13 protein-coding genes are annotated in these 19,993 nt (G+C 61.3%); 11 read left to right on the top strand and 2 right to left on the bottom strand.

Features of this window, described 5'->3' with window-relative positions:
• From ACO07N_RS16215 to ACO07N_RS16195, 5 genes are read left to right on the top strand one after another with little or no spacing between them, the layout of a single operon-like run.
• Positions 1 to 291 (top strand): putative quinol monooxygenase, encoded by a 291-nt coding sequence (locus ACO07N_RS16215; protein WP_421982012.1) that lies wholly within the window; start codon positions 1 to 3, stop codon positions 289 to 291.
• Positions 288 to 1,085 (top strand): N-acyl homoserine lactonase family protein, encoded by a 798-nt coding sequence (locus tag ACO07N_RS16210; protein WP_421982011.1) that lies wholly within the window; start codon positions 288 to 290, stop codon positions 1,083 to 1,085. The genes ACO07N_RS16215 and ACO07N_RS16210 overlap by 4 nt, the downstream gene beginning before the upstream one ends.
• On the top strand, positions 1,082 to 2,308 hold the full coding sequence (otnK, locus tag ACO07N_RS16205) for a 3-oxo-tetronate kinase (RefSeq protein WP_421982010.1): 1,227 nt from the start codon (positions 1,082 to 1,084) through the stop codon (positions 2,306 to 2,308). The genes ACO07N_RS16210 and otnK overlap by 4 nt, the downstream gene beginning before the upstream one ends.
• Positions 2,305 to 2,952: a 3-oxo-tetronate 4-phosphate decarboxylase gene (gene otnC, locus ACO07N_RS16200; RefSeq protein WP_421982009.1), complete on the top strand. Its 648-nt coding sequence runs from the start codon at positions 2,305 to 2,307 to the stop codon at positions 2,950 to 2,952. The genes otnK and otnC overlap by 4 nt, the downstream gene beginning before the upstream one ends.
• Positions 2,953 to 2,962: 10 nt before the next feature.
• Complete coding sequence (locus ACO07N_RS16195) at positions 2,963 to 4,078, top strand: isocitrate/isopropylmalate dehydrogenase family protein (RefSeq protein ID WP_421982008.1); 1,116 nt, start codon at positions 2,963 to 2,965, stop codon at positions 4,076 to 4,078.
• 8 nt (positions 4,079 to 4,086) lie between these two features.
• On the opposite strand, the gene ACO07N_RS16190 is transcribed toward ACO07N_RS16195, so the two are convergent.
• The gene (locus ACO07N_RS16190) at positions 4,087 to 5,121 is read right to left on the bottom strand and encodes a LacI family DNA-binding transcriptional regulator (protein WP_421982007.1); all 1,035 of its coding nucleotides are present in this window, start codon (positions 5,119 to 5,121) and stop codon (positions 4,087 to 4,089) included.
• A gap of 202 nt (positions 5,122 to 5,323) precedes the next feature.
• On the opposite strand from ACO07N_RS16190, the gene ACO07N_RS16185 reads away from it, so the two are divergent.
• From ACO07N_RS16185 to ACO07N_RS16160, 6 genes are all read left to right on the top strand, one after another.
• Positions 5,324 to 6,847 (top strand): sugar ABC transporter ATP-binding protein, encoded by a 1,524-nt coding sequence (locus ACO07N_RS16185; RefSeq protein WP_421982006.1) that lies wholly within the window; start codon positions 5,324 to 5,326, stop codon positions 6,845 to 6,847.
• Between the two features lie 2 nt (positions 6,848 to 6,849).
• A complete protein-coding gene (locus ACO07N_RS16180) occupies positions 6,850 to 7,872 on the top strand; it encodes an ABC transporter permease (protein ID WP_421984439.1) in 1,023 nt (340 codons plus the stop codon).
• A 99-nt stretch (positions 7,873 to 7,971) separates the two neighbouring features.
• Positions 7,972 to 8,928, top strand: a complete 957-nt coding sequence (locus tag ACO07N_RS16175) for a substrate-binding domain-containing protein (protein ID WP_420336193.1) — start codon at positions 7,972 to 7,974, stop codon at positions 8,926 to 8,928.
• A gap of 87 nt (positions 8,929 to 9,015) precedes the next feature.
• Complete coding sequence (locus ACO07N_RS16170) at positions 9,016 to 10,071, top strand: sugar phosphate isomerase/epimerase family protein (protein WP_421982005.1); 1,056 nt, start codon at positions 9,016 to 9,018, stop codon at positions 10,069 to 10,071.
• Positions 10,072 to 10,534: 463 nt separating this feature from the next.
• Positions 10,535 to 11,695, top strand: coding sequence for a Gfo/Idh/MocA family protein (locus ACO07N_RS16165; protein WP_421982004.1), 1,161 nt, complete (start codon positions 10,535 to 10,537; stop codon positions 11,693 to 11,695).
• A 643-nt stretch (positions 11,696 to 12,338) separates the two neighbouring features.
• On the top strand, positions 12,339 to 19,277 hold the full coding sequence (locus ACO07N_RS16160; protein ID WP_421982003.1) for a LamG-like jellyroll fold domain-containing protein: 6,939 nt from the start codon (positions 12,339 to 12,341) through the stop codon (positions 19,275 to 19,277).
• A 126-nt stretch (positions 19,278 to 19,403) separates the two neighbouring features.
• Here the strand turns inward: ACO07N_RS16160 and ACO07N_RS16155 are convergent, their stop codons facing one another.
• Positions 19,404 to 19,982, bottom strand: coding sequence for a hypothetical protein (locus tag ACO07N_RS16155; RefSeq protein ID WP_421982002.1), 579 nt, complete (start codon positions 19,980 to 19,982; stop codon positions 19,404 to 19,406).
• Between the last annotated feature and the right edge of the window lie 11 nt (positions 19,983 to 19,993).

Genomic DNA, 19,993 nt, shown 5'->3' with positions numbered 1-19,993 from the left:
GTGTTTGCAGTCACAGTCCGATTTGAAATCAGGGACGGGATGTTCGAGACGTTCATGCCCCTGATGCTCGACAACGCCAAAGCGTCTCTCCAGGAAGAGCCCGGTTGCCACCAGTTCGATGTCTGCACCGACCCGGGCAGGCCCGGCGAGGTTTTTCTCTACGAGATCTACAATGACGCCGAAGCCTTTCAGGTCCATCTGAAGACGCCGCATTTTCTTGCCTTCGATGCGCAGGTTTCAACGATGATCGCGGACAAGTCGGTCGCGACCTATTCGAAGGTGAGTTCATGACACCCTGGGAAGTTTTTGCCGTCAAATATGCCGACCGGAATGAACGGACGCGGAAGGACAGTTTCCTTTTTGATGACGAACATCACCTGCCGCATGACATGGACTACTTCGTCTGGGTGCTCCGGCGGGTCAACGAGATCATCCTCGTGGACACCGGTTACGACCAGGACGAGGGAGACCGGCGCGGCCGTCCGGTCAGGCTGAACCCCGTCGAGGCGCTGGCGCCGCTCGGGATCGATCCCGAAGCGGTCTCAACCATCATCGTGACCCACCTTCATTACGACCACGCAGGCGGTCTGAAACACTTTCCAAACGCCACCATCCACCTGCAGGCGGCGGAAATGGCCTACGCGACCGGCCCGTGCATGTGTCACGGCACCCTGCAGGCGCCGTTCACGGTCGACCACGTCTGTGAAGCCGTCAAGCGGCTCTATTCCGGACGTGTCGTCTTCCATGAAGGCGAAGGTGAAGTCCGCGAAGGCGTCACCGTTCATCACACGGGCGGCCACAGCAAGGGGCTCCAGGCCGTGCGCGTGCTGACGCAGGCCGGCTGGATGTGCCTGGCGTCGGACACCTCGCACTATTACGAAAACTTCCTTGAAGCCAAACCGTTCCCGATCGTGGTCGACCTGGACGACATGCTGCAGGGCTTCCAGACCATTCGCAAGCTGGCGAGTTCCGACAGGCTCGTCGTGCCGGGACACGATCCGCTGGTGCGCGATCTCTTCCCCGCACATGGACCAGATCATGTCATCCGCCTGGACGCCGGCCCGCAAAAATGGATCAAGTCATGAAGCTCGGCGTGATCACAGACGATTTTACCGGCGCATCCGACATTGCGCTGACGCTTTCGGAGGGCGGCATGCGGACGGCCCAGTTCGTTGGTGTCCCGAAGCGTGCGCCGGACGGCGACATAGACGCCGGAGTTGTCGGACTGAAGTCACGAACCATCCCGGCCGCCGAAGCCGTGAAAGGCTCGCTCGCAGCCTGCGACTGGCTTCTCGCCCAGGGCTGCACGCAGATCGTGTTCAAGGTCTGCTCGACCTTCGATTCCACGGACGAGGGCAATATCGGCCCCGTCGCCGCCGCGCTTGCCGAGCGTCTCGGCGAGACCCGCGTTCTGGTCTGCCCGGCGTTCCCGGAAAACGGACGGACGGTCTATCAGGGGCACCTGTTCGTCAAGGACACGCTTCTCAGCGAAAGCGGGATGCAGAACCATCCGCTTACGCCCATGCGCGATCCCGATCTTCGCCGGGTTCTGTCCAGGCAGACGGACTGGCCGGTTTCGCACCTGTCGCTGTCCGGTCTCCACAAAGGTGAAGACGCGTCTCCCGATCTGGCAGCCGACAAGTCCATGGTCATCGCCGACGCGATCACCAATGACGACCTGTTCGCGATCGGACGTGCCGCGAAAAACAGGAAACTGGTCGTCGGCGGTTCGGGCATCGCTCTCGGACTGCCCGGCAATTTCGGAGCGACACCCGGAGATACCGCGTGGCAGGGGCATCACGGCAAGGCAATCGTGCTTTCCGGTTCCTGCTCGGTTGCCACGCGCGAACAGGTCGAAACGTTCAAGGCAAACGCCCCGAGCCGGGAACTGGCTGTCTCCGACATCATGGAAAACAGACTGTCCCTTCAAGAGCTTGTCGAATGGACCCTGCAGCAGGAACAGCCACCCCTGCTCTATTCGTCCGCCGAGCCGGAAACCGTTGCTGCCGCGCAGGCGAAGTACGGCAAGGAAAAGAGCTCTCAAGCCGTTGAACGGCTGTTTGCAAATCTTGCCGCGGCTCTTTCGCAGTCCGGTGTGACACGGATCGTCGTCGCCGGCGGCGAGACCTCCGGCGCCGTGGTATCCGGCGTGTCTGCGCAATCGCTTGAAGTCGGCCCGCGCATCGCGGCGGGCGTGCCTGCGCTCAAGGTTGCCGAAAGCGACCTTCTGCTGGCGCTCAAATCGGGCAATTTCGGAGGCCCGGACTTTTTCCGCGAAGCGCTCTCGGTTCTGGGAGGGGCTTCGTGAGCGAAATCGCACGGACACGGGAACAGATCGCGACATACGCAAAGTCCATGTTCGACCGGGGCCTGACGCACGGCTCAACGGGCAACATATCGGCGAGACTTTCCGACGGCAGCCTGCTGGTGACGCCGACGGGCTCTTCCATGGGGTTTCTCGATCCGGCCCGCATCAGCCATCTCTCGGACAAAGGCGCGCTCATTTCCGGGGACAAACCGACCAAGGAAATTCCGCTGCACGCGGCGTTTTATGAAACGCGGCACCGGACCGGTGCTGTGGTGCATCTGCATTCCTGTCATTCGGTCGCATTGTCGCTTCTGCCTGAAATCGACCCGGACAACGTACTGCCTCCCCTGACCGCCTACGGAATCATGCTGCTTGGAAAGGTCCGGCTGCTTCCGTTTTTCGTACCAGGAGATCCGGCGATGGGTGATGCGGTCCGCGGTCTCGCCGGAAAACGGTCCGCCGTGCTCCTGGCAAATCACGGGCCGGTTGTTGCCGGGAAGGACCTGCAGGCGGCCGTTTACGCGATGGAAGAGCTGGAAGCGACTGCTAAACTCGCGTTGCTGTTGCGTGGCGCAAATGCTACCGCGCTGAATGAGGACCAGATAGATATGGTCGTGAAGCGGTTTGACGTTGAATGGACGTGAGGACAAAAAAATGAGAATTGCCCTGATCAAAGGCGACGGTATCGGCGTGGACGTTTCCGAAGCGACCATGGCCGTGGTGGAAACCGCGCTTCAAAAAACGGGACACGCCAAACCGTCCTATGACGAGATTCATGCAGGTGCCGGCTACTTCAGGGATACGGGAAGCGATATCGAAGCCGACGGCGAAAAACGCGCCGAGGAAGCCGACGCAATCTTTCTCGGCGCGATCGGCCTGCCGTCGATCCGGCACGCGGACGGCACGGAGATTTCACCCCATCTGAGACTGCGGGACGCCTTCGGCCTTTATGCCGGCGTCAGACCGGTCAAGGCCTATCCCAACGCGCCGCAACGGCTGGCAGACCCGCGCGCATCCGGAATCGATCTCGTCATCCTGAGGGAGTCGACGGAAGGTCTGTTTTATTCCGCAGCCACCCACAATCGCAGTCTTGTCGTCAATGACGAGGAGGTTCAGGACATTCTGAGGATCACCCGCAAGACCACGACGAAGCTGCATGAGTTTGCCTTCAACCTTGCCCGCAAGCGGCGCGAACGCGGCAGTTCCGGCAAACTGACCTGCGTCGACAAGGCCAATGTGTTCACCTCCCTCGCTTTCTTCCGGCAGCTCTTTGACGAGGTGAAAGCAAGGTACCCGGACGTTGACGTGGGCTACAACTATGTCGATGCGCAGGCGCTTGATCTCGTGCGCAAGCCCTGGGAATTCGACGTGCTGGTGACCGAGAACATGTTCGGCGACATCCTGTCGGACCTGGCCGGCGGGCTGGTCGGCGGCATGGGCATGGCCGCCTGTGCGGAGATCGGCGATCAGGTCGGCCTGTTCCAGCCCGCACACGGCAGTGCACCCGACATCATGGGCCAGGACAAGGCCAACCCGCTCGCCGCCATTCTCAGCGGCGCACTGATGCTGGACTACCTGTCGGAAAAGCTCGACGACCCCGGCCTTGCAGATGCGGCGGATCTGATCAATGCAGCCGTGGATACAGGGTTTTCGCAAAATGCCCTGCGACCGATGGAATTCGGCGGCGACATGGGCACACGCGCGGTGACGGAGCAGATCCTCGCAACCATCCAGGACACATCTGCGGCGCGCAGCAGCGCCAGCGCGTAGTCGCGCGTTCAGCTCCGTTTCCTGGCAACGCCCGCGCAGCTTTCGCGCACGATCAGATCTCCGTGCAGAAGCTGCGAACGCGTCTCGAGCGACCGGTTTGCCAGGCGGTCGAGCAGAATGTTCATCGCCTTTTCGCCGATATGGTGACGCGGCTGGCGGATCGTCGTCAGTGCCGGTGAAAAATTGCTGGCGAAAGGAATGTCGTCAAAGCCCAGAACGGAGAAGTCCTCCGGGACCCGGTACCCGCGCAGCTGCAACGCCGAGATGACCCCGATGGCCGTGTTGTCGTTGAAGCAGTAGAACGCGGTCGGCAAGTCATCCTTGATGAACAGCCTTTCGACGGCCGCACGGCCGCTTTCGCTCGTGCCGTCTCCCTCGACGCGCCAGTCACGCAGGGCTTCGGGCGATTCCTTCAATCCCTTGCAGTAGCCCTCGTGCCTCAGATCGCTGCGGATATCGGCACGTCCGCCGGAGATGAAGGTGATCCTGCGATGACCGAGCGAGATCAGGTACTCCGTTGCCATCTTGGAGGCGGCCACGTCGTCCACACCGACATAGCTGATCTCGGAGGTGTTGACCGGCCGCTCCGTGGCGACGATCGGCGGCAGTGTCGTCAAAGGTGTCTTCGGTTCGCCTGCAACCGGTATGTGACCGGTCAGGAGCACAAGCCCGTCGGCCATGCCTGTCGACAGAAAGCGCAGATAATTCTGTTCCAGACCCGTGGTTCCCTCGGTGTTGCCGATAAGGACGCCGTAGCCGCGGTCGTTGGCCGCCTTTTCCAGACCGGTCAGGATGCCGGCGAAATTCGGATCGGCTATCGAGGACGCAAGCACCAGCACCATCTTGGACCGCTGCATGCGCAGGTTCTGCGCCATTGCGTTGGCGGTATAGCCGGTGCGTGCGATGGCGGCGGTGACCTTCTTGCGCGTGCTCTCAGCAACCTTCTCCGGTGACCGCAGCGCGCGGCTCACGGTCGCGATGGAGACACCCGCAAGCTTTGCAACATCTTCAATTGTCGCCGGACGGTCCACCGGTTCGCTCATTCAACGATCCCTGCCGCGTTGCTCTATGCACATCGATAAGTGCATGAAATTCAACGTACTCATTGCTGTATATAGCCTGAACTGATTCATGAAAAGGTTTACAAACGCAAATGTAAAGGTTTACATCGACTGTGAAAACGTTTACATAAGAATCATTGCGCCAGTGTGAAACAATATCAGCGGCGCTTGGGAGGATCTTCAGATGGATGCCGCGACGTCCGCTTCGGCGGCGGTGATTGAAGCTGTCAATATCAGCAAGTCATTCGGGCCCGTACCGGTCCTGTTCAGCGTGAGCATGGATGTCCGCGCCGGCGAAGTGCACGCGCTGATCGGCGAGAACGGCGCCGGAAAATCCACCCTGATGAAAATCCTTTCCGGGTTCCACGATCCGACATCCGGCCAGATCCGGCTGGACGGACAGACCACCGACCTGCCGCCGAATGGCGGCGCGGAAAAACTCGGCATCGTTCTCATTCACCAGGAACTCAACCTTGCCGAACAGATGACGGTCGAGGAAAACGTCTTTCTGGGAAGAGAGGCCCGTTCGCGCGGTTTTCTGGATCGCGCCGGCATGCGCCGGACCGTGCAGAAATACCTGGACGAGATCGGTCTCGATATCTCGCCCGCGGACCGGATCTCGGACCTGACGATCGCGCAGAAACAGATGGTCGAAATCGTCAAGGCCGTCAGCCGGAATGCGCGTATCCTGATCATGGACGAACCGACCGCCGTGCTCACCGAGGAAGAAACCGATGTGTTCTTCCGCCAGGTGGAGAAGCTGAAGGCCGGCGGCGTCGGCATCGTGTTCGTTTCCCACAAACTCAATGAAGTGAAGGCGATCGCCGACCGGATCACGATCCTGAGGGACGGTCAGTGGATCGACACGCGCCCGTCCGGCGACCTGACCCCGGATACCATGGCCCAGATGATGGTCGGGCGCGAACTGTCCGATCTTTATCCGCCCATGCACGAGGCGGATGTGGACGCCGACCTGGTCCTTGAGGTCACGAACCTGAAGGCGCCCGGCGTCCACGATGTCAGTTTCGGCTTGCGCAAGGGCGAGATCCTCGGATTTTCCGGCCTGATCGGCTCCGGACGCACCGCCGTCTTTGAAGCGATTTGCGGGCTTGCGCCGATCGAAAGCGGCGCGGTCAGCCTATACGGACGCGAGGTCGGCGCCATGAGCGTTGCCCAGGCCCGGGACGCGGGTCTCGCCTACCTGACCAAGGACAGGAAGGAAAAGGGGCTGCTGCTCGACAAGAAAATGCAGCCGAACCTCACGCTGTTCGCCTTGCCGAAATTCGTGAAGACCCTTGCCGTCAACCGGAAGGCGGAAGAAAAGGCCCTGGAACGCGCCATTCGCCGCTTCGATGTGCGCGCACGCGATCCGAACGTGACCGTCGGCAAGCTCTCCGGCGGCAACCAGCAGAAACTGCTGCTTGCCAAGATCATGGAATGCGATCCGAAGATCGTGATCATCGACGAGCCGACGCGGGGCATCGATGTCGGCACCAAGCAGCAGATCTATCATTTCATTGCCGCCCTTGCCGCCGAAGGCGTATCCGTCGTGGTGATCTCGTCGGAAATGCCGGAGATCATCGGTATCTGCCACCGGGTCGCCGTGATGCGCGAGGGCCGGATTGCCGGTGTCCTGACCGGCGATCACATCAACGAAAACGAAATCATGCGCTACGCCGCCGGGCTGAAACGGGAGGAACTCCATTGACCATGATGACCGCATCTGAAGACGGAGACGCAAAGGTTGCCAGGAAGATTGCCGTCGACTTCAAGACACTCGGCCCTGCCCTCGCCCTGCTGCTGCTGTGCGTGATCGGATACCTGCTCAACCCCGCCTTCGCGAGCGAGGGCAACCTGACCAACCTGCTGACACGTTCGGCCTTTATCGGCATCATCGCGGTCGGTGCGACCTTCGTCATCACGGCAGGCGGCATCGATCTGTCCGTCGGCTCGATGGCGGCAGCCATATCGGGCGTCATGATCATAGTCATGAACAACGCGGTGGAAACGCTCGGAACAGGTGTTCCGACGGTCCTGCTCGGATGCGGGCTGGCGATCTTGCTCGGGATCGGCGCCGGCTGGATCAACGGAGCGCTGACGACGAAAGGCAAGATCGAGGCCTTCATCGTGACGCTCGGCACGATGGGCATCTACCGCTCACTGGTGACCTATTTCGCAGACGGGGGAACCCTGTCACTCAACTTCGACATCCGCGGAACCTACCGCCCGGTCTATTACGACAGCTTTCTGGGACTGCCCTTCCCGGTCTGGGTGTTCATCGGCGTTGCCATCTGCGGCTGGCTGCTCCTGAACCGGACCGCGTTCGGACGGTACTGCACCGCGATCGGATCCAACGAGGCGGTCGCCAAATACTCGGCCATCAATGTCGACCGCGTGAAGACGCTGACCTACATCATCCAGGGCCTGTGCGTCTCCTTCGCGACGATCATCTATGTACCCCGGCTCGGATCGGCCTCCGCATCCACCGGCGTTCTGTGGGAACTGGAGGCTATCGCGGCCGTCATCATCGGCGGCACCGTTCTGAAAGGCGGCTATGGGCGGATCGGCGGTACGATCCTGGGTGCGCTCATTCTGACTACAATCGGCAATATCCTGAACTTCACCGACATGATCTCGAACTATCTCAACGGAACGATGCAGGGCCTGATCATCATCGTCGCGGTTCTCCTGCAGCGAAGCGACTGGAAATTCGGCAAGAAAGCCAAAACCTGACGTTCTGATTTCAAACCATCGGGGCCCGTCCCCTGCAAAGAACCGGTTCGCACCGGACGGGAGAGGTGCGTCCGAACGGAAGCAATTGAGGAGGAAACAATGCTCTGGAAAACAACACTCGGAATGATGGCGGTCACAAGCATGCTGGCCTTTGCCGGCCCGGCCGCCGCCGAAGACAAGATCAAGATCGGCGTCAGCTATCCGACACCGACCCACGCCTGGGCAGCCGGCATGAACTGGCACGCCGAGCAGGCAGAAAAACGCCTTGAGGCGCTTCACCCGGATGTGGATCTGATCCTGGTCAACTCGCCCGATCCGGGTGCGCAGGCAAGCGCCCTTGAGGATCTCGTGTCCGTTCACCAGATCGACGCACTTGTCGTCTTGCCGTTCGAGTCGGAGCCGCTGACCGATCCCGTTCTCAACGTGAAGAAATCGGGCGCCTGGATCACCGTGGTGGACCGGGGCCTCAGCCAGCCCGGTATCGAGGACCTCTATGTTGCCGGAAACAACCCGGAACTCGGCCGCGTTTCGGCGCAGTACATGAAGGGCCGCCTGAAGGATGGCGACAACATCGTCGTTCTGCGCGGCATTCCGACCGTCATCGACAATGAACGCTTCGACGCGTTCATGGCCGAAATCGAAGGTTCGGGGATCAATGTGCTGGATCACAAGCATGCCAACTGGAACCGCGACGACGGCTTCGAGGTCATGCAGGATTTCCTCTCGCGCTTTCCGGACATCGATGCCGTGTGGGCGCAGGACGATGACATCGCGATCGGTGTCGTGGCCGCCCTCAAGCAGGCCGGCCGGGACGGCAACGGCATGTTCGTCGTCGGCGGCGCGGGCATGAAAGAGATCATCAAGGGCATCATGGATGGCGATGAACTGATCCCGGTCAACGTGCTTTATCCGCCCGCAATGATCGCGACCGCAATGGACGCGACGGTCAATGCGGTGAAGTCGAACGGACCGGTCGCAGGACGCTATATCCTCGGCGCCACCTTGATCACTCGTGACAATGCCGAGAGCTACTACTTCCCGGACTCTCCGTTCTAAGCACTGTCACGCACCTACCTGGCCGGGGTCTTTCGCGATGGGATCCCGGCCCTTTTTCAATCAGCCTGCCGGAATCGGGAGACCATCATGAAGACCATCAAGGGCCCTGCCCTGTTCCTTGCCCAGTTCGCCGGTGACGACGCTCCGTTCAATTCCTGGGACAGCATCACGAAATGGGCCGCCGATTGCGGCTATGCCGGCGTACAGATACCGAGTTGGGACAGCCGCCTGATCGATCTCTCAAAAGCCGCCAGTTCCATGTCCTATTGCGAGGACCTTGCCGGTCGCGCCAGAGACAACGGCGTCGAGATCACCGAACTCTCGACCCATCTTCAAGGGCAACTGGTGGCCGTGCATCCGGCCTATGACACTGCCTTTGACGGCTTTGCCGCACCGGAAGTCCGCGGCAACCCTTCTGCCCGGCAGGCCTGGGCCGTGGATCAGGTGAAACTGGCGCTGGCTGCGAGCAGGAACCTCGGCATCGGTGCGCATGCGACCTTCTCCGGCGCCTTCGCCTGGCCTTATCTTTATCCGTGGCCGCAACGGCCGGCCGGCCTTGTCGAAACGGCGTTTGGCGAACTGGCCAAACGCTGGCGTCCGATCCTCGACTATGCGGACGAGATGGGTGTCGATGTCTGCTACGAGATCCATCCGGGCGAGGATCTGCATGACGGGATCACTTTCGAGATGTTCCTCGACCGCGTCGATGCGCATCCGCGCTGCAAGATGCTCTACGATCCGTCGCACTACGTTCTTCAGTGCCTCGACTATCTCGACAATCTCGACATCTACAAGGACAGGATCGGCATGTTCCACGTCAAGGATGCCGAGTTCAACCCGACGGGCCGCCAGGGCGTTTACGGCGGCTACGCGTCCTGGGTGGACCGTGCCGGACGGTTCCGCTCGCTTGGAGACGGACAGGTCGACTTCGGCGCCGTTTTCTCCAAGATGGCTGCGAACGACTTCGACGGCTGGGCCGTTGTCGAATGGGAGTGCTGTGTGAAACATCCCGAGGACGGAGCACGCGAGGGCGCGGCCTTCGTCCGGGATCACATCATCAGAGTGACGGAAAAAGCCTTTGACGATTTCGCAGATGGCGGTACCGATGATGCAGCCAACAGGAAAATGCTGGGCATTGGCTAGGGTCAGGACTCATTAATTTGGATGAATTGGTAGGGATGAATATGTTCGGATACGAGGCGCAAAGCTGCGGGAAACCGTCCGGTTTCCAAAGGTTTGCAACGACGTTGCCGGGCAAATTCACCCTATCCCTCAGGGACGCAAAACCGGCTTCGGTCTGCTGCGTCAAACCGCTCAACCGGGCAGGAAGCCCGCTTGTCGCGCTTTTCCTTGCAGCTCATCGCCGTTTGCTGCGCCAATTCAACCGAATTAGTGAGTCCTGACCCTGGGCCCTGCCCACTCAGCGCCGGAGTTGAAACCTTGACGCCCTTGAGGACCGGACACGACAAACGCCACGGCCCGTCTCGACCGGCCGGGCCTTTTTGCAGCCTCTTGAGCGATTGCCTGGCAAGAGGTTTCTCTATAGAAATGTAATCGATTACAGAACGAACGCCCGCGCATAGGAAGGGCAAACAGGAGGAGCAGAATGGCGATAGAAGGAAAAGACAATCCGCAGTCGAAACCAATCCGGCTCGGCATGGTCGGTGGCGGCAAGGATGCCTTTATCGGCGCGGTCCACCGCATCGCGTCGAGGATCGACGGACGCTACGAACTGGTTGCCGGTGCGCTCTCCTCGACGCCCGAAAAGGCCCTGGAGTCGGGCCAGGCACTCGGGCTGAAGCAGGACCGGATCTACACCGATTTCGAGGAAATGGCCAAGCGCGAGGCGCGCCTGAAAGACGGCATCGAAGCGGTCGCGATCGTCACGCCCAACCACGTCCACTATCCGGCAGCAAAGGCGTTTCTCAAACGCGGCATCCACGTGATCTGCGACAAGCCGCTGACATCGACACTGGCCGATGCAAAGAAGCTGGTCAAAGCGGCCGAAAGCTCCGACGCGCTGTTCTTCCTGACGCATAACTACACAGGCTACCCAATGGTGCGGCAGGCGCGCGAAATGGTTCAAAACGGCGATCTCGGCACTATTCGCGTGATCCAGGTCGAGTATCCGCAGGACTGGCTGACCGTCGAGCAGAGCAACAAGCAGGCGGACTGGCGCACCGATCCCGCCAGGTCAGGCGCCGGGGGATCGACCGGCGATATCGGCACCCATGCCTACAATCTCGCCTGTTTCATCACCGGCCAGTCCGCCGAAAGCCTCGCAGCCGACCTGCAATCCTTCGTGCCTGGACGGCAGGTCGATGACAACGGTCACGTCATGCTGCGCTATGCAAGCGGTGCGCGCGGCATGCTCTGGTGTTCCCAGGTCGCGCCGGGCAACGAGAACAATCTCAAGATCCGTGTCTATGGCGACAAGGGCGGCCTCGAGTGGCACCAGGAGAACCCGAACTACCTTCATGTCACGCCCTTCGGCGAACCGAAACGCATCATCACGCGTGGCGGTGCCGGCATGCTGGACAGCATCGCCCCGGCAACGCGCATCCCTCCGGGGCACCCGGAAGGTTACCTGGAAGGCTTTGCCAATCTATACAAGGACGCCGCGGATGTGATCCGGGCGCGCCAGGCAGGGAAGCATGAGGACTCGCTCGTGCCGGGCATCAGCGACGGGCTTGCCGGTGTGCAGTTCGTCGACGCATGCGTCAGGTCCTCCGCGAGAAACGCCGCCTGGGTGAAGCTCGCCGGTTGAGGCACCTGATCCTTGGGCGCGGGGAGATCGAAGACCCTTGCGACAAGGCGATTGAAACCGACTGCCTGCGAAACCGGACCGGACACGGAGCGTTTCGCAGGCAGTCGCATATCGAGCACATGACACATGCGATTCATTTCAGGGCCAAACGCGGTCCCGTTCGCCACCCAGTTGTATCCGGTGTCATGCCACGCGTCTGGAACGCAGACCCCGCGATGCTCCGCAAAATGCAACCCGCCTACAACCAAGCTAAATTTTGATTGATAAATTTAATAGAAAAGAGCCTGAAAAAAGACTTACGGAATGTCAGGTCCGAGCCGTCTGAAGTTTAAGCGAAAATTAAATAATATTGGCCCTCCCGGCAGCAATGAGGATAAAGCCTCATCGTCATTTTTCACATTAATTCCAATACCTTCATGATTTTTGACAAATCGGCGTTTTTACTTGTGTTACTTGAGACAGATTTTTTTCAAATTATTGTATCTTTTTTGCCTTATTTGACCTGATTTTTTGTCAAATTGTCGCGAATACATTAAGCGCACAAGAACAAATCACCCAACAAATCGCTTGGACACAATCGCCAAAAATGCCGAGGCACACTTCGGCGGAACGGGCCTTTTTTGCCCGATTAGGGGAGCCAAGCATGCCAACGACAAGTTCGATCACAGTCCCGTCTCCCGTCTTCACTCTTGAAGGCGCAACGGAGTTCTCCGGCGAGAAGGGTGATTACCTGGACGCGGGCGATGCGCAAGCGCTGTCGCTTGAGGCGGGCACCATCGCGCTGACCTTCAACGCCGATCATGTCTGGGGCAGCCAGGCCCTCTTTTCCAAGGACGGCAGTGGCTATGACGACGGCGGGCACCTGACCGTCTGGCTCAAGGACGGGCGCATCCTCGTGCGCCAGCAGACCGACGACAGTACCGAGTATCTCAAGGTCCCCGACCTGATGATCGAGAAGGACACCGACTACCACTTCGCCGTCTCCTTCGGCGAGGACGGGCTCAATGTCTATGTCAACGGACAGCTCTGGGCCGCCGAGCCGGAGATGAAGCAGGGCATGGACATGAACGAGCGCTCCTTCCTGGTCGGCGCCTCCGGGGCCTGGCGCTCAGATGACGCCCACACCGCCCACCAGCAGTTCAACGGCACAATCTCAAACGTCATGGTCTTCGACGAACAGGTCGGGGGCGAGGCCATGGCAGCGCTGGCAGGCGAGGTCGACCCGGCATTCGAGGCCGATGCCCTGGCCGCCCTTGCCCAGGACGACCTGATGCCTGCCTTCCAGCAGCTCCATCACGGCTCCGACGAGGCCAAGGCGCTCGCCATGGCCTACGGCTTCAACCACATGGGCGAGATGACCTCCGGCGCAACATATTCCGAAGGCTCCGACCAGGGCGAGACCATCGAGGGAACCGATCAGGACGATGCCATCAATGCCGGCCTCGGCGACGACACCGTCAACGGCAACGGCGGCAACGACATCCTCCAGGGCTCCTACGGCAACGACATTCTCAATGGCGGCGACGGCAACGACGTCCTGGACGGCGGACACGGCGAGGACATCCTCAACGGCGGTGACGGCAACGATCTGCTCATCTCCCAGTCCGACGGGCGCGAGGGCGAGGTCGCCTACGACCCGGACCGCGACGAGGGCGATCCGCTCGGAGAACTCACCAACGGCAAACTCTATCCCGACCAGCCCCTTCATGCCGACGATGTCATGACAGGCGGTGCGGGCGCAGACACCTTCTACTTCCAGACCCTCATCAACGCCAAGGCCCGCTTCATCGAGGAACACACACAGGATGACGGCACAATCCGGTGGCATGGCGTGGCCGGAGAGAACGAAAACATCCACGACCACTGGGTCGGCGTCATCGGCAACGACATCATCACCGACTTCAACCGCGCCGAGGGCGACAGCATCCTGATCGAGGGACACACCACCAAGATCAGCTCCATCACCTACGGCGACAGCAACAATGACGGCATCGTCGATCACTCCGTCATCTCCCTTTATTCCGACCAGGGATCGGGCGGCGGTGCCCACGCGAATGACGAGCTGGGAACCGTCACCGTCTATGGCGACCTGATCACGCTGTCCGACATCTCCACCTCGGCCAAACCGGCCTACGGCATCGTCAAGTCCATCGCCGACATCGACGAGGCCATCAAGCCCATCGAGATGGGAACAGACCGCGGCGAGATCGCACCGCCCGACGACATCCCGACACAGGACGACCTGCCCCTGCCCGAAGGCATGACACCCGTCTTTGCCATCGCGGGACCGACGGAGTTCTCCGGCGAGAAGGGCGATTACCTGGACGCGGGCGATGCGCAAGCGCTGTCGCTTGAGGCGGGCACCATCGCGCTGACCTTCAACGCTGATCATGTCTGGGGCAGCCAGGCCCTCTTTTCCAAGGACGGCAGTGGCTATGACGACGGCGGGCACCTGACCGTCTGGCTCAAGGACGGGCGCATCCTCGTGCGCCAGCAGACCGACGACAGTACCGAGTATCTCAAGGTCCCCGACCTGATGATCGAGAAGGACACCGACTACCACTTCGCCGTCTCCTTCGGCGAGGACGGGCTCAATGTCTATGTCAACGGACAGCTCTGGGCCGCCGAGCCGGAGATGAAGCAGGGCATGGACATGAACGAGCGCTCCTTCCTGGTCGGCGCCTCCGGGGCCTGGCGCTCAGATGACGCCCACACCGCCCACCAGCAGTTCAACGGCACAATCTCAAACGTCATGGTCTTCGACGAACAGGTCGGGGGCGAGGCCATGGCAGCGCTGGCAGGCGAGGTCGACCCGGCATTCGAGGCCGATGCCCTGGCCGCCCTTGCCCAGGACGACCTGATGCCTGCCTTCCAGCAGCTCCATCACGGCTCCGACGAGGCCAAGGCGCTCGCCATGGCCTACGGCTTCAACCACATGGGCGAGATGACCTCCGGCGCAACATATTCCGAAGGCTCCGACCAGGGCGAGACCATCGAGGGAACCGATCAGGACGATGCCATCAATGCCGGCCTCGGCGACGACACCGTCAACGGCAACGGCGGCAACGACATCCTCCAGGGCTCCTACGGCAACGACATTCTCAATGGCGGCGACGGCAACGACGTCCTGGACGGCGGACACGGCGAGGACATCCTCAACGGCGGTGACGGCAACGATCTGCTCATCTCCCAGTCCGACGGGCGCGAGGGCGAGGTCGCCTACGACCCGGACCGCGACGAGGGCGATCCGCTCGGAGAACTCACCAACGGCAAACTCTATCCCGACCAGCCCCTTCATGCCGACGATGTCATGACAGGCGGTGCGGGCGCAGACACCTTCTACTTCCAGACCCTCATCAACGCCAAGGCCCGCTTCATCGAGGAACACACACAGGATGACGGCACAATCAGATGGCATGGCGTGGCCGGAGAGAACGCAAACATCCACGACCACTGGGTCGGCGTCATCGGCAACGACATCATCACCGACTTCAACCGCGCCGAGGGCGACAGCATCCTGATCGAGGGACACACCACCAAGATCAGCTCCATCACCTACGGCGACAGCAACAATGACGGCATCGTCGATCACTCCGTCATCTCCCTTTATTCCGACCAGGGATCGGGCGGCGGTGCCCACGCGAATGACGAGCTGGGAACCGTCACCGTCTATGGCGACCTGATCACGCTGTCCGACATCTCCACCTCGGCCAAACCGGCCTACGGCATCGTCAAGTCCATCGCCGACATCGACGAGGCCATCAAGCCCATCGAGATGGGAACAGACCGCGGCGAGATCGCACCGCCCGACGACATCCCGACACAGGACGACCTGCCCCTGCCCGAAGGCATGACACCCGTCTTTGCCATCGCGGGACCGACGGAGTTCTCCGGCGAGAAGGGCGATTACCTGGACGCGGGCGATGCGCAAGCGCTGTCGCTTGAGGCGGGCACCATCGCGCTGACCTTCAACGCTGATCATGTCTGGGGCAGCCAGGCCCTCTTTTCCAAGGACGGCAGTGGCTATGACGACGGCGGGCACCTGACCGTCTGGCTCAAGGACGGGCGCATCCTCGTGCGCCAGCAGACCGACGACAGTACCGAGTATCTCAAGGTCCCCGACCTGATGATCGAGAAGGACACCGACTACCACTTCGCCGTCTCCTTCGGCGAGGACGGGCTCAATGTCTATGTCAACGGACAGCTCTGGGCCGCCGAGCCGGAGATGAAGCAGGGCATGGACATGAACGAGCGCTCCTTCCTGGTCGGCGCCTCCGGGGCCTGGCGCTCAGATGACGCCCACACCGCCCACCAGCAGTTCAACGGCACAATCTCAAACGTCATGGTCTTCGACGAACAGGTCGGGGGCGAGGCCATGGCAGCGCTGGCAGGCGAGGTCGACCCGGCATTCGAGGCCGATGCCCTGGCCGCCCTTGCCCAGGACGACCTGATGCCTGCCTTCCAGCAGCTCCATCACGGCTCCGACGAGGCCAAGGCGCTCGCCATGGCCTACGGCTTCAACCACATGGGCGAGATGACCTCCGGCGCAACATATTCCGAAGGCTCCGACCAGGGCGAGACCATCGAGGGAACCGATCAGGACGATGCCATCAATGCCGGCCTCGGCGACGACACCGTCAACGGCAACGGCGGCAACGACATCCTCCAGGGCTCCTACGGCAACGACATTCTCAATGGCGGCGACGGCAACGACGTCCTGGACGGCGGACACGGCGAGGACATCCTCAACGGCGGTGACGGCAACGATCTGCTCATCTCCCAGTCCGACGGGCGCGAGGGCGAGGTCGCCTACGACCCGGACCGCGACGAGGGCGATCCGCTCGGAGAACTCACCAACGGCAAACTCTATCCCGACCAGCCCCTTCATGCCGACGATGTCATGACAGGCGGTGCGGGCGCAGACACCTTCTACTTCCAGACCCTCATCAACGCCAAGGCCCGCTTCATCGAGGAACACACACAGGATGACGGCACAATCCGGTGGCATGGCGTGGCCGGAGAGAACGAAAACATCCACGACCACTGGGTCGGCGTCATCGGCAACGACATCATCACCGACTTCAACCGCGCCGAGGGCGACAGCATCCTGATCGAGGGACACACCACCAAGATCAGCTCCATCACCTACGGCGACAGCAACAATGACGGCATCGTCGATCACTCCGTCATCTCCCTTTATTCCGACCAGGGATCGGGCGGCGGTGCCCACGCGAATGACGAGCTGGGAACCGTCACCGTCTATGGCGACCTGATCACGCTGTCCGACATCTCCACCTCGGCCAAACCGGCCTACGGCATCGTCAAGTCCATCGCCGACATCGACGAGGCCATCAAGCCCATCGAGATGGGAACAGACCGCGGCGAGATCGCACCGCCCGACGACATCCCGACACAGGACGACCTGCCCCTGCCCGAAGGCATGACACCCGTCTTTGCCATCGCGGGACCGACGGAGTTCTCCGGCGAGAAGGGCGATTACCTGGACGCGGGCGATGCGCAAGCGCTGTCGCTTGAGGCGGGCACCATCGCGCTGACCTTCAACGCTGATCATGTCTGGGGCAGCCAGGCCCTGTTTTCCAAGGACGGCAGCGGTTATGACGACGGCGGGCACCTGACCGTCTGGCTCAAGGACGGGCGCATCATCGTGCGCCAGCAGAGCGACGACAGCACCGAGTATCTCAAGGTCCCCGACCTGATGATCGAGAAGGACACCGACTACCACTTCGCCGTCTCCTTCGGCGAGGACGGGCTCAATGTCTATGTCAACGGACAGCTCTGGGCCGCCGAGCCGGAGATGAAGCAGGGCATGGACATGAACGAGCGCTCCTTCCTGGTCGGCGCCTCCGGGGCCTGGCGATCCGATGACGCCCACACCGCCCACCAGCAGTTCAACGGCACAATCTCAAACGTCATGGTCTTCGACGAACAGGTCGGGGGCGAGGCCATGGCAGCGCTGGCAGGCGAGGTCGACCCGGCATTCGAGGCCGATGCCCTGGCCGCCCTTGCCCAGGACGACCTGATGCCTGCCTTCCAGCAGCTCCATCACGGTTCCGACGAGGCCAAGGCGCTCGCCATGGCCTACGGCTTCAACCACATGGGCGAGATGACCTCCGGCGCAACATATTCCGAAGGCACCGGCCAGGGAGAGACCATCGAGGGAACCGATCAGGACGATGCCATCAATGCCGGCCTCGGCGACGACACCGTCAACGGCAACGGCGGCAACGACATCCTCCAGGGCTCCTACGGCAACGACATTCTCAATGGCGGCGACGGCAACGACGTCCTGGACGGCGGACACGGCGAGGACATCCTCAACGGCGGTGACGGCAACGATCTGCTCATCTCCCAGTCCGACGGGCGCGAGGGCGAGGTCGCCTACGACCCGGACCGCGACGAGGGCGATCCGCTCGGAGAACTCACCAACGGCAAACTCTATCCCGACCAGCCCCTTCATGCCGACGATGTCATGACAGGCGGTGCGGGCGCAGACACCTTCTACTTCCAGACCCTCATCAACGCCAAGGCCCGCTTCATCGAGGAACACACACAGGATGACGGCACAATCAGATGGCATGGCGTGGCCGGAGAGAACGCAAACATCCACGACCACTGGGTCGGCGTCATCGGCAACGACATCATCACCGACTTCAACCGCGCCGAGGGCGACAGCATCCTGATCGAGGGACACACCACCAAGATCAGCTCCATCACCTACGGCGACAGCAACAATGACGGCATCGTCGATCACTCCGTCATCTCCCTTTATTCCGACCAGGGATCGGGCGGCGGTGCCCACGCGAATGACGAGCTGGGAACCGTCACCGTCTATGGCGACCTGATCACGCTGTCCGACATCTCCACCTCGGCAAAACCGGCCTACGGTATCGTCAAGTCCATCGCCGACATCGACGAGGCCATCAAGCCCATCGAGATGGGAACCGACCGCGGCGAGATCGCACCGCCCGACGACATCCCCACCAAGGACGACCTGCCCCTCCCCGAAGGCATGACACCCGTCTTTGCCATCGCGGGCGAGATGGTGCTGGACGGAACGCGCGACGGCCAGATTGCGATACAGCATTCCGAGGCAATGGAAATCGCGGAGGGTACGGTCGCGTTTTCGTTCACGGCCGATACCGTCAGCGGCTGGGATGCGCTGTTCTCGAAGGATGCGAGCGGTTACGTTACCGGCGGACATCTCACCGCCTGGGTCACAGATGGCGGCGACATCAAGGTGCGCTTCCAGGATGAGACAAGTTCGCTGTGGCTCAAGGCGGAGGACGTCTTCGAAGTCGGCAAGGAACACGATTTCGCGTTCACGTTCGGCGAAGACGGCGCGGTCCTTTATGTCGACGGGGTCGCCGCCGACAGCGACGACGACTTTGAGTCCGACTGGCTCGGCAACGAGGAGTACCTGATGATCGGTGCGAACGGCTGGAGCAGCCCGAGCGGCGAGATCGGATGGACCGGCAATCACTTCGACGGCGTCATTTCGGACTTCACCGTTCTGGGTGAACAGCTCGACGCGGACCGGGTCAGGGACGAACTGTTCGCTTAGGCGACGCGGGCGACACGGACAGTCGTACAAGCAGCGGCGGTCCGAGAGACATTCGCCCTGTTTGATCCACCGCATAAAAAGAAAGCGGCCCAAAGGCCGCTTTCCAGAGATCTATAGGCAACGCGCTCAGGAAGCTTTTCTTCTGCGCCAGCCAAAGAAACCGAGCGCACCCAGAGCACCACCCAGAAGCGGAAGCGCTGCCGGGATCGGAACCGCCGTCGGGTTGATAACCGTTCCAGTTATGGTGAACTGGCCGTTCATGTTCGGATTTAGCAACGACCACTCCAGCGTCGGATTGGCGATCGGCGTCCAGTTGAACTGGTAGGTTCCCGGTGTCAGACCAGCGAACAGCGCACCCTGCCAGTGATCCGGCTGGCCGAAGCTTGAAGCACTACCGGTACAGGACGATGTAAGCGGGCCGGAAGAGTTACAACCGTAGAAGTTTGTCGTACCATCGACCAAGCCCGCAGGCTTCGCACCACCCTGATAGCCAGCGTAACCCTGCCAAAGCGGGCCACCTAGACCCGCAGCAAGCGTAAACGGGTTGGTCTGGTTATAGGTCACGTCCACACCCGTCAGGTTCATGCTACCTTCAAGATGATGGCTGTTCGTGCCGTGGTTGTATGTACCGAGCCAAACGGCAACGATTCCCGGACCGGCATTCGCATAGCCGATAGAGGTCGCGTGCGCGCTTGCCTCTTTCATTCCAACCAACG

The organism is Roseibium sp. (genome assembly GCF_965229775.1).
GTDB lineage: Bacteria > Pseudomonadota > Alphaproteobacteria > Rhizobiales > Stappiaceae > Roseibium.
This window is presented reverse-complemented; position numbering and strand designations above follow the sequence as displayed.

What these genes read in the sequence shown, in the direction of transcription:
- ACO07N_RS16210 (WP_421982011.1), top strand. Translation starts at nt 288, where the DNA reads ATGACACCCTGGGAAGTTTTTGCCGTCAAATATGCCGACCGGAATGAA.
- otnK (WP_421982010.1), top strand. Translation starts at nt 1,082, where the DNA reads ATGAAGCTCGGCGTGATCACAGACGATTTTACCGGCGCATCCGACATT.
- ACO07N_RS16195 (WP_421982008.1), top strand. Translation starts at nt 2,963, where the DNA reads ATGAGAATTGCCCTGATCAAAGGCGACGGTATCGGCGTGGACGTTTCC.
- ACO07N_RS16190 (WP_421982007.1), bottom strand. Translation starts at nt 5,121, where the DNA reads ATGAGCGAACCGGTGGACCGTCCGGCGACAATTGAAGATGTTGCAAAG.
- ACO07N_RS16185 (WP_421982006.1), top strand. Translation starts at nt 5,324, where the DNA reads ATGGATGCCGCGACGTCCGCTTCGGCGGCGGTGATTGAAGCTGTCAAT.
- ACO07N_RS16180 (WP_421984439.1), top strand. Translation starts at nt 6,850, where the DNA reads ATGATGACCGCATCTGAAGACGGAGACGCAAAGGTTGCCAGGAAGATT.
- ACO07N_RS16175 (WP_420336193.1), top strand. Translation starts at nt 7,972, where the DNA reads ATGCTCTGGAAAACAACACTCGGAATGATGGCGGTCACAAGCATGCTG.
- ACO07N_RS16170 (WP_421982005.1), top strand. Translation starts at nt 9,016, where the DNA reads ATGAAGACCATCAAGGGCCCTGCCCTGTTCCTTGCCCAGTTCGCCGGT.
- ACO07N_RS16165 (WP_421982004.1), top strand. Translation starts at nt 10,535, where the DNA reads ATGGCGATAGAAGGAAAAGACAATCCGCAGTCGAAACCAATCCGGCTC.
- ACO07N_RS16160 (WP_421982003.1), top strand. Translation starts at nt 12,339, where the DNA reads ATGCCAACGACAAGTTCGATCACAGTCCCGTCTCCCGTCTTCACTCTT.
- ACO07N_RS16155 (WP_421982002.1), bottom strand. Translation starts at nt 19,982, where the DNA reads ATGAAAGAGGCAAGCGCGCACGCGACCTCTATCGGCTATGCGAATGCC.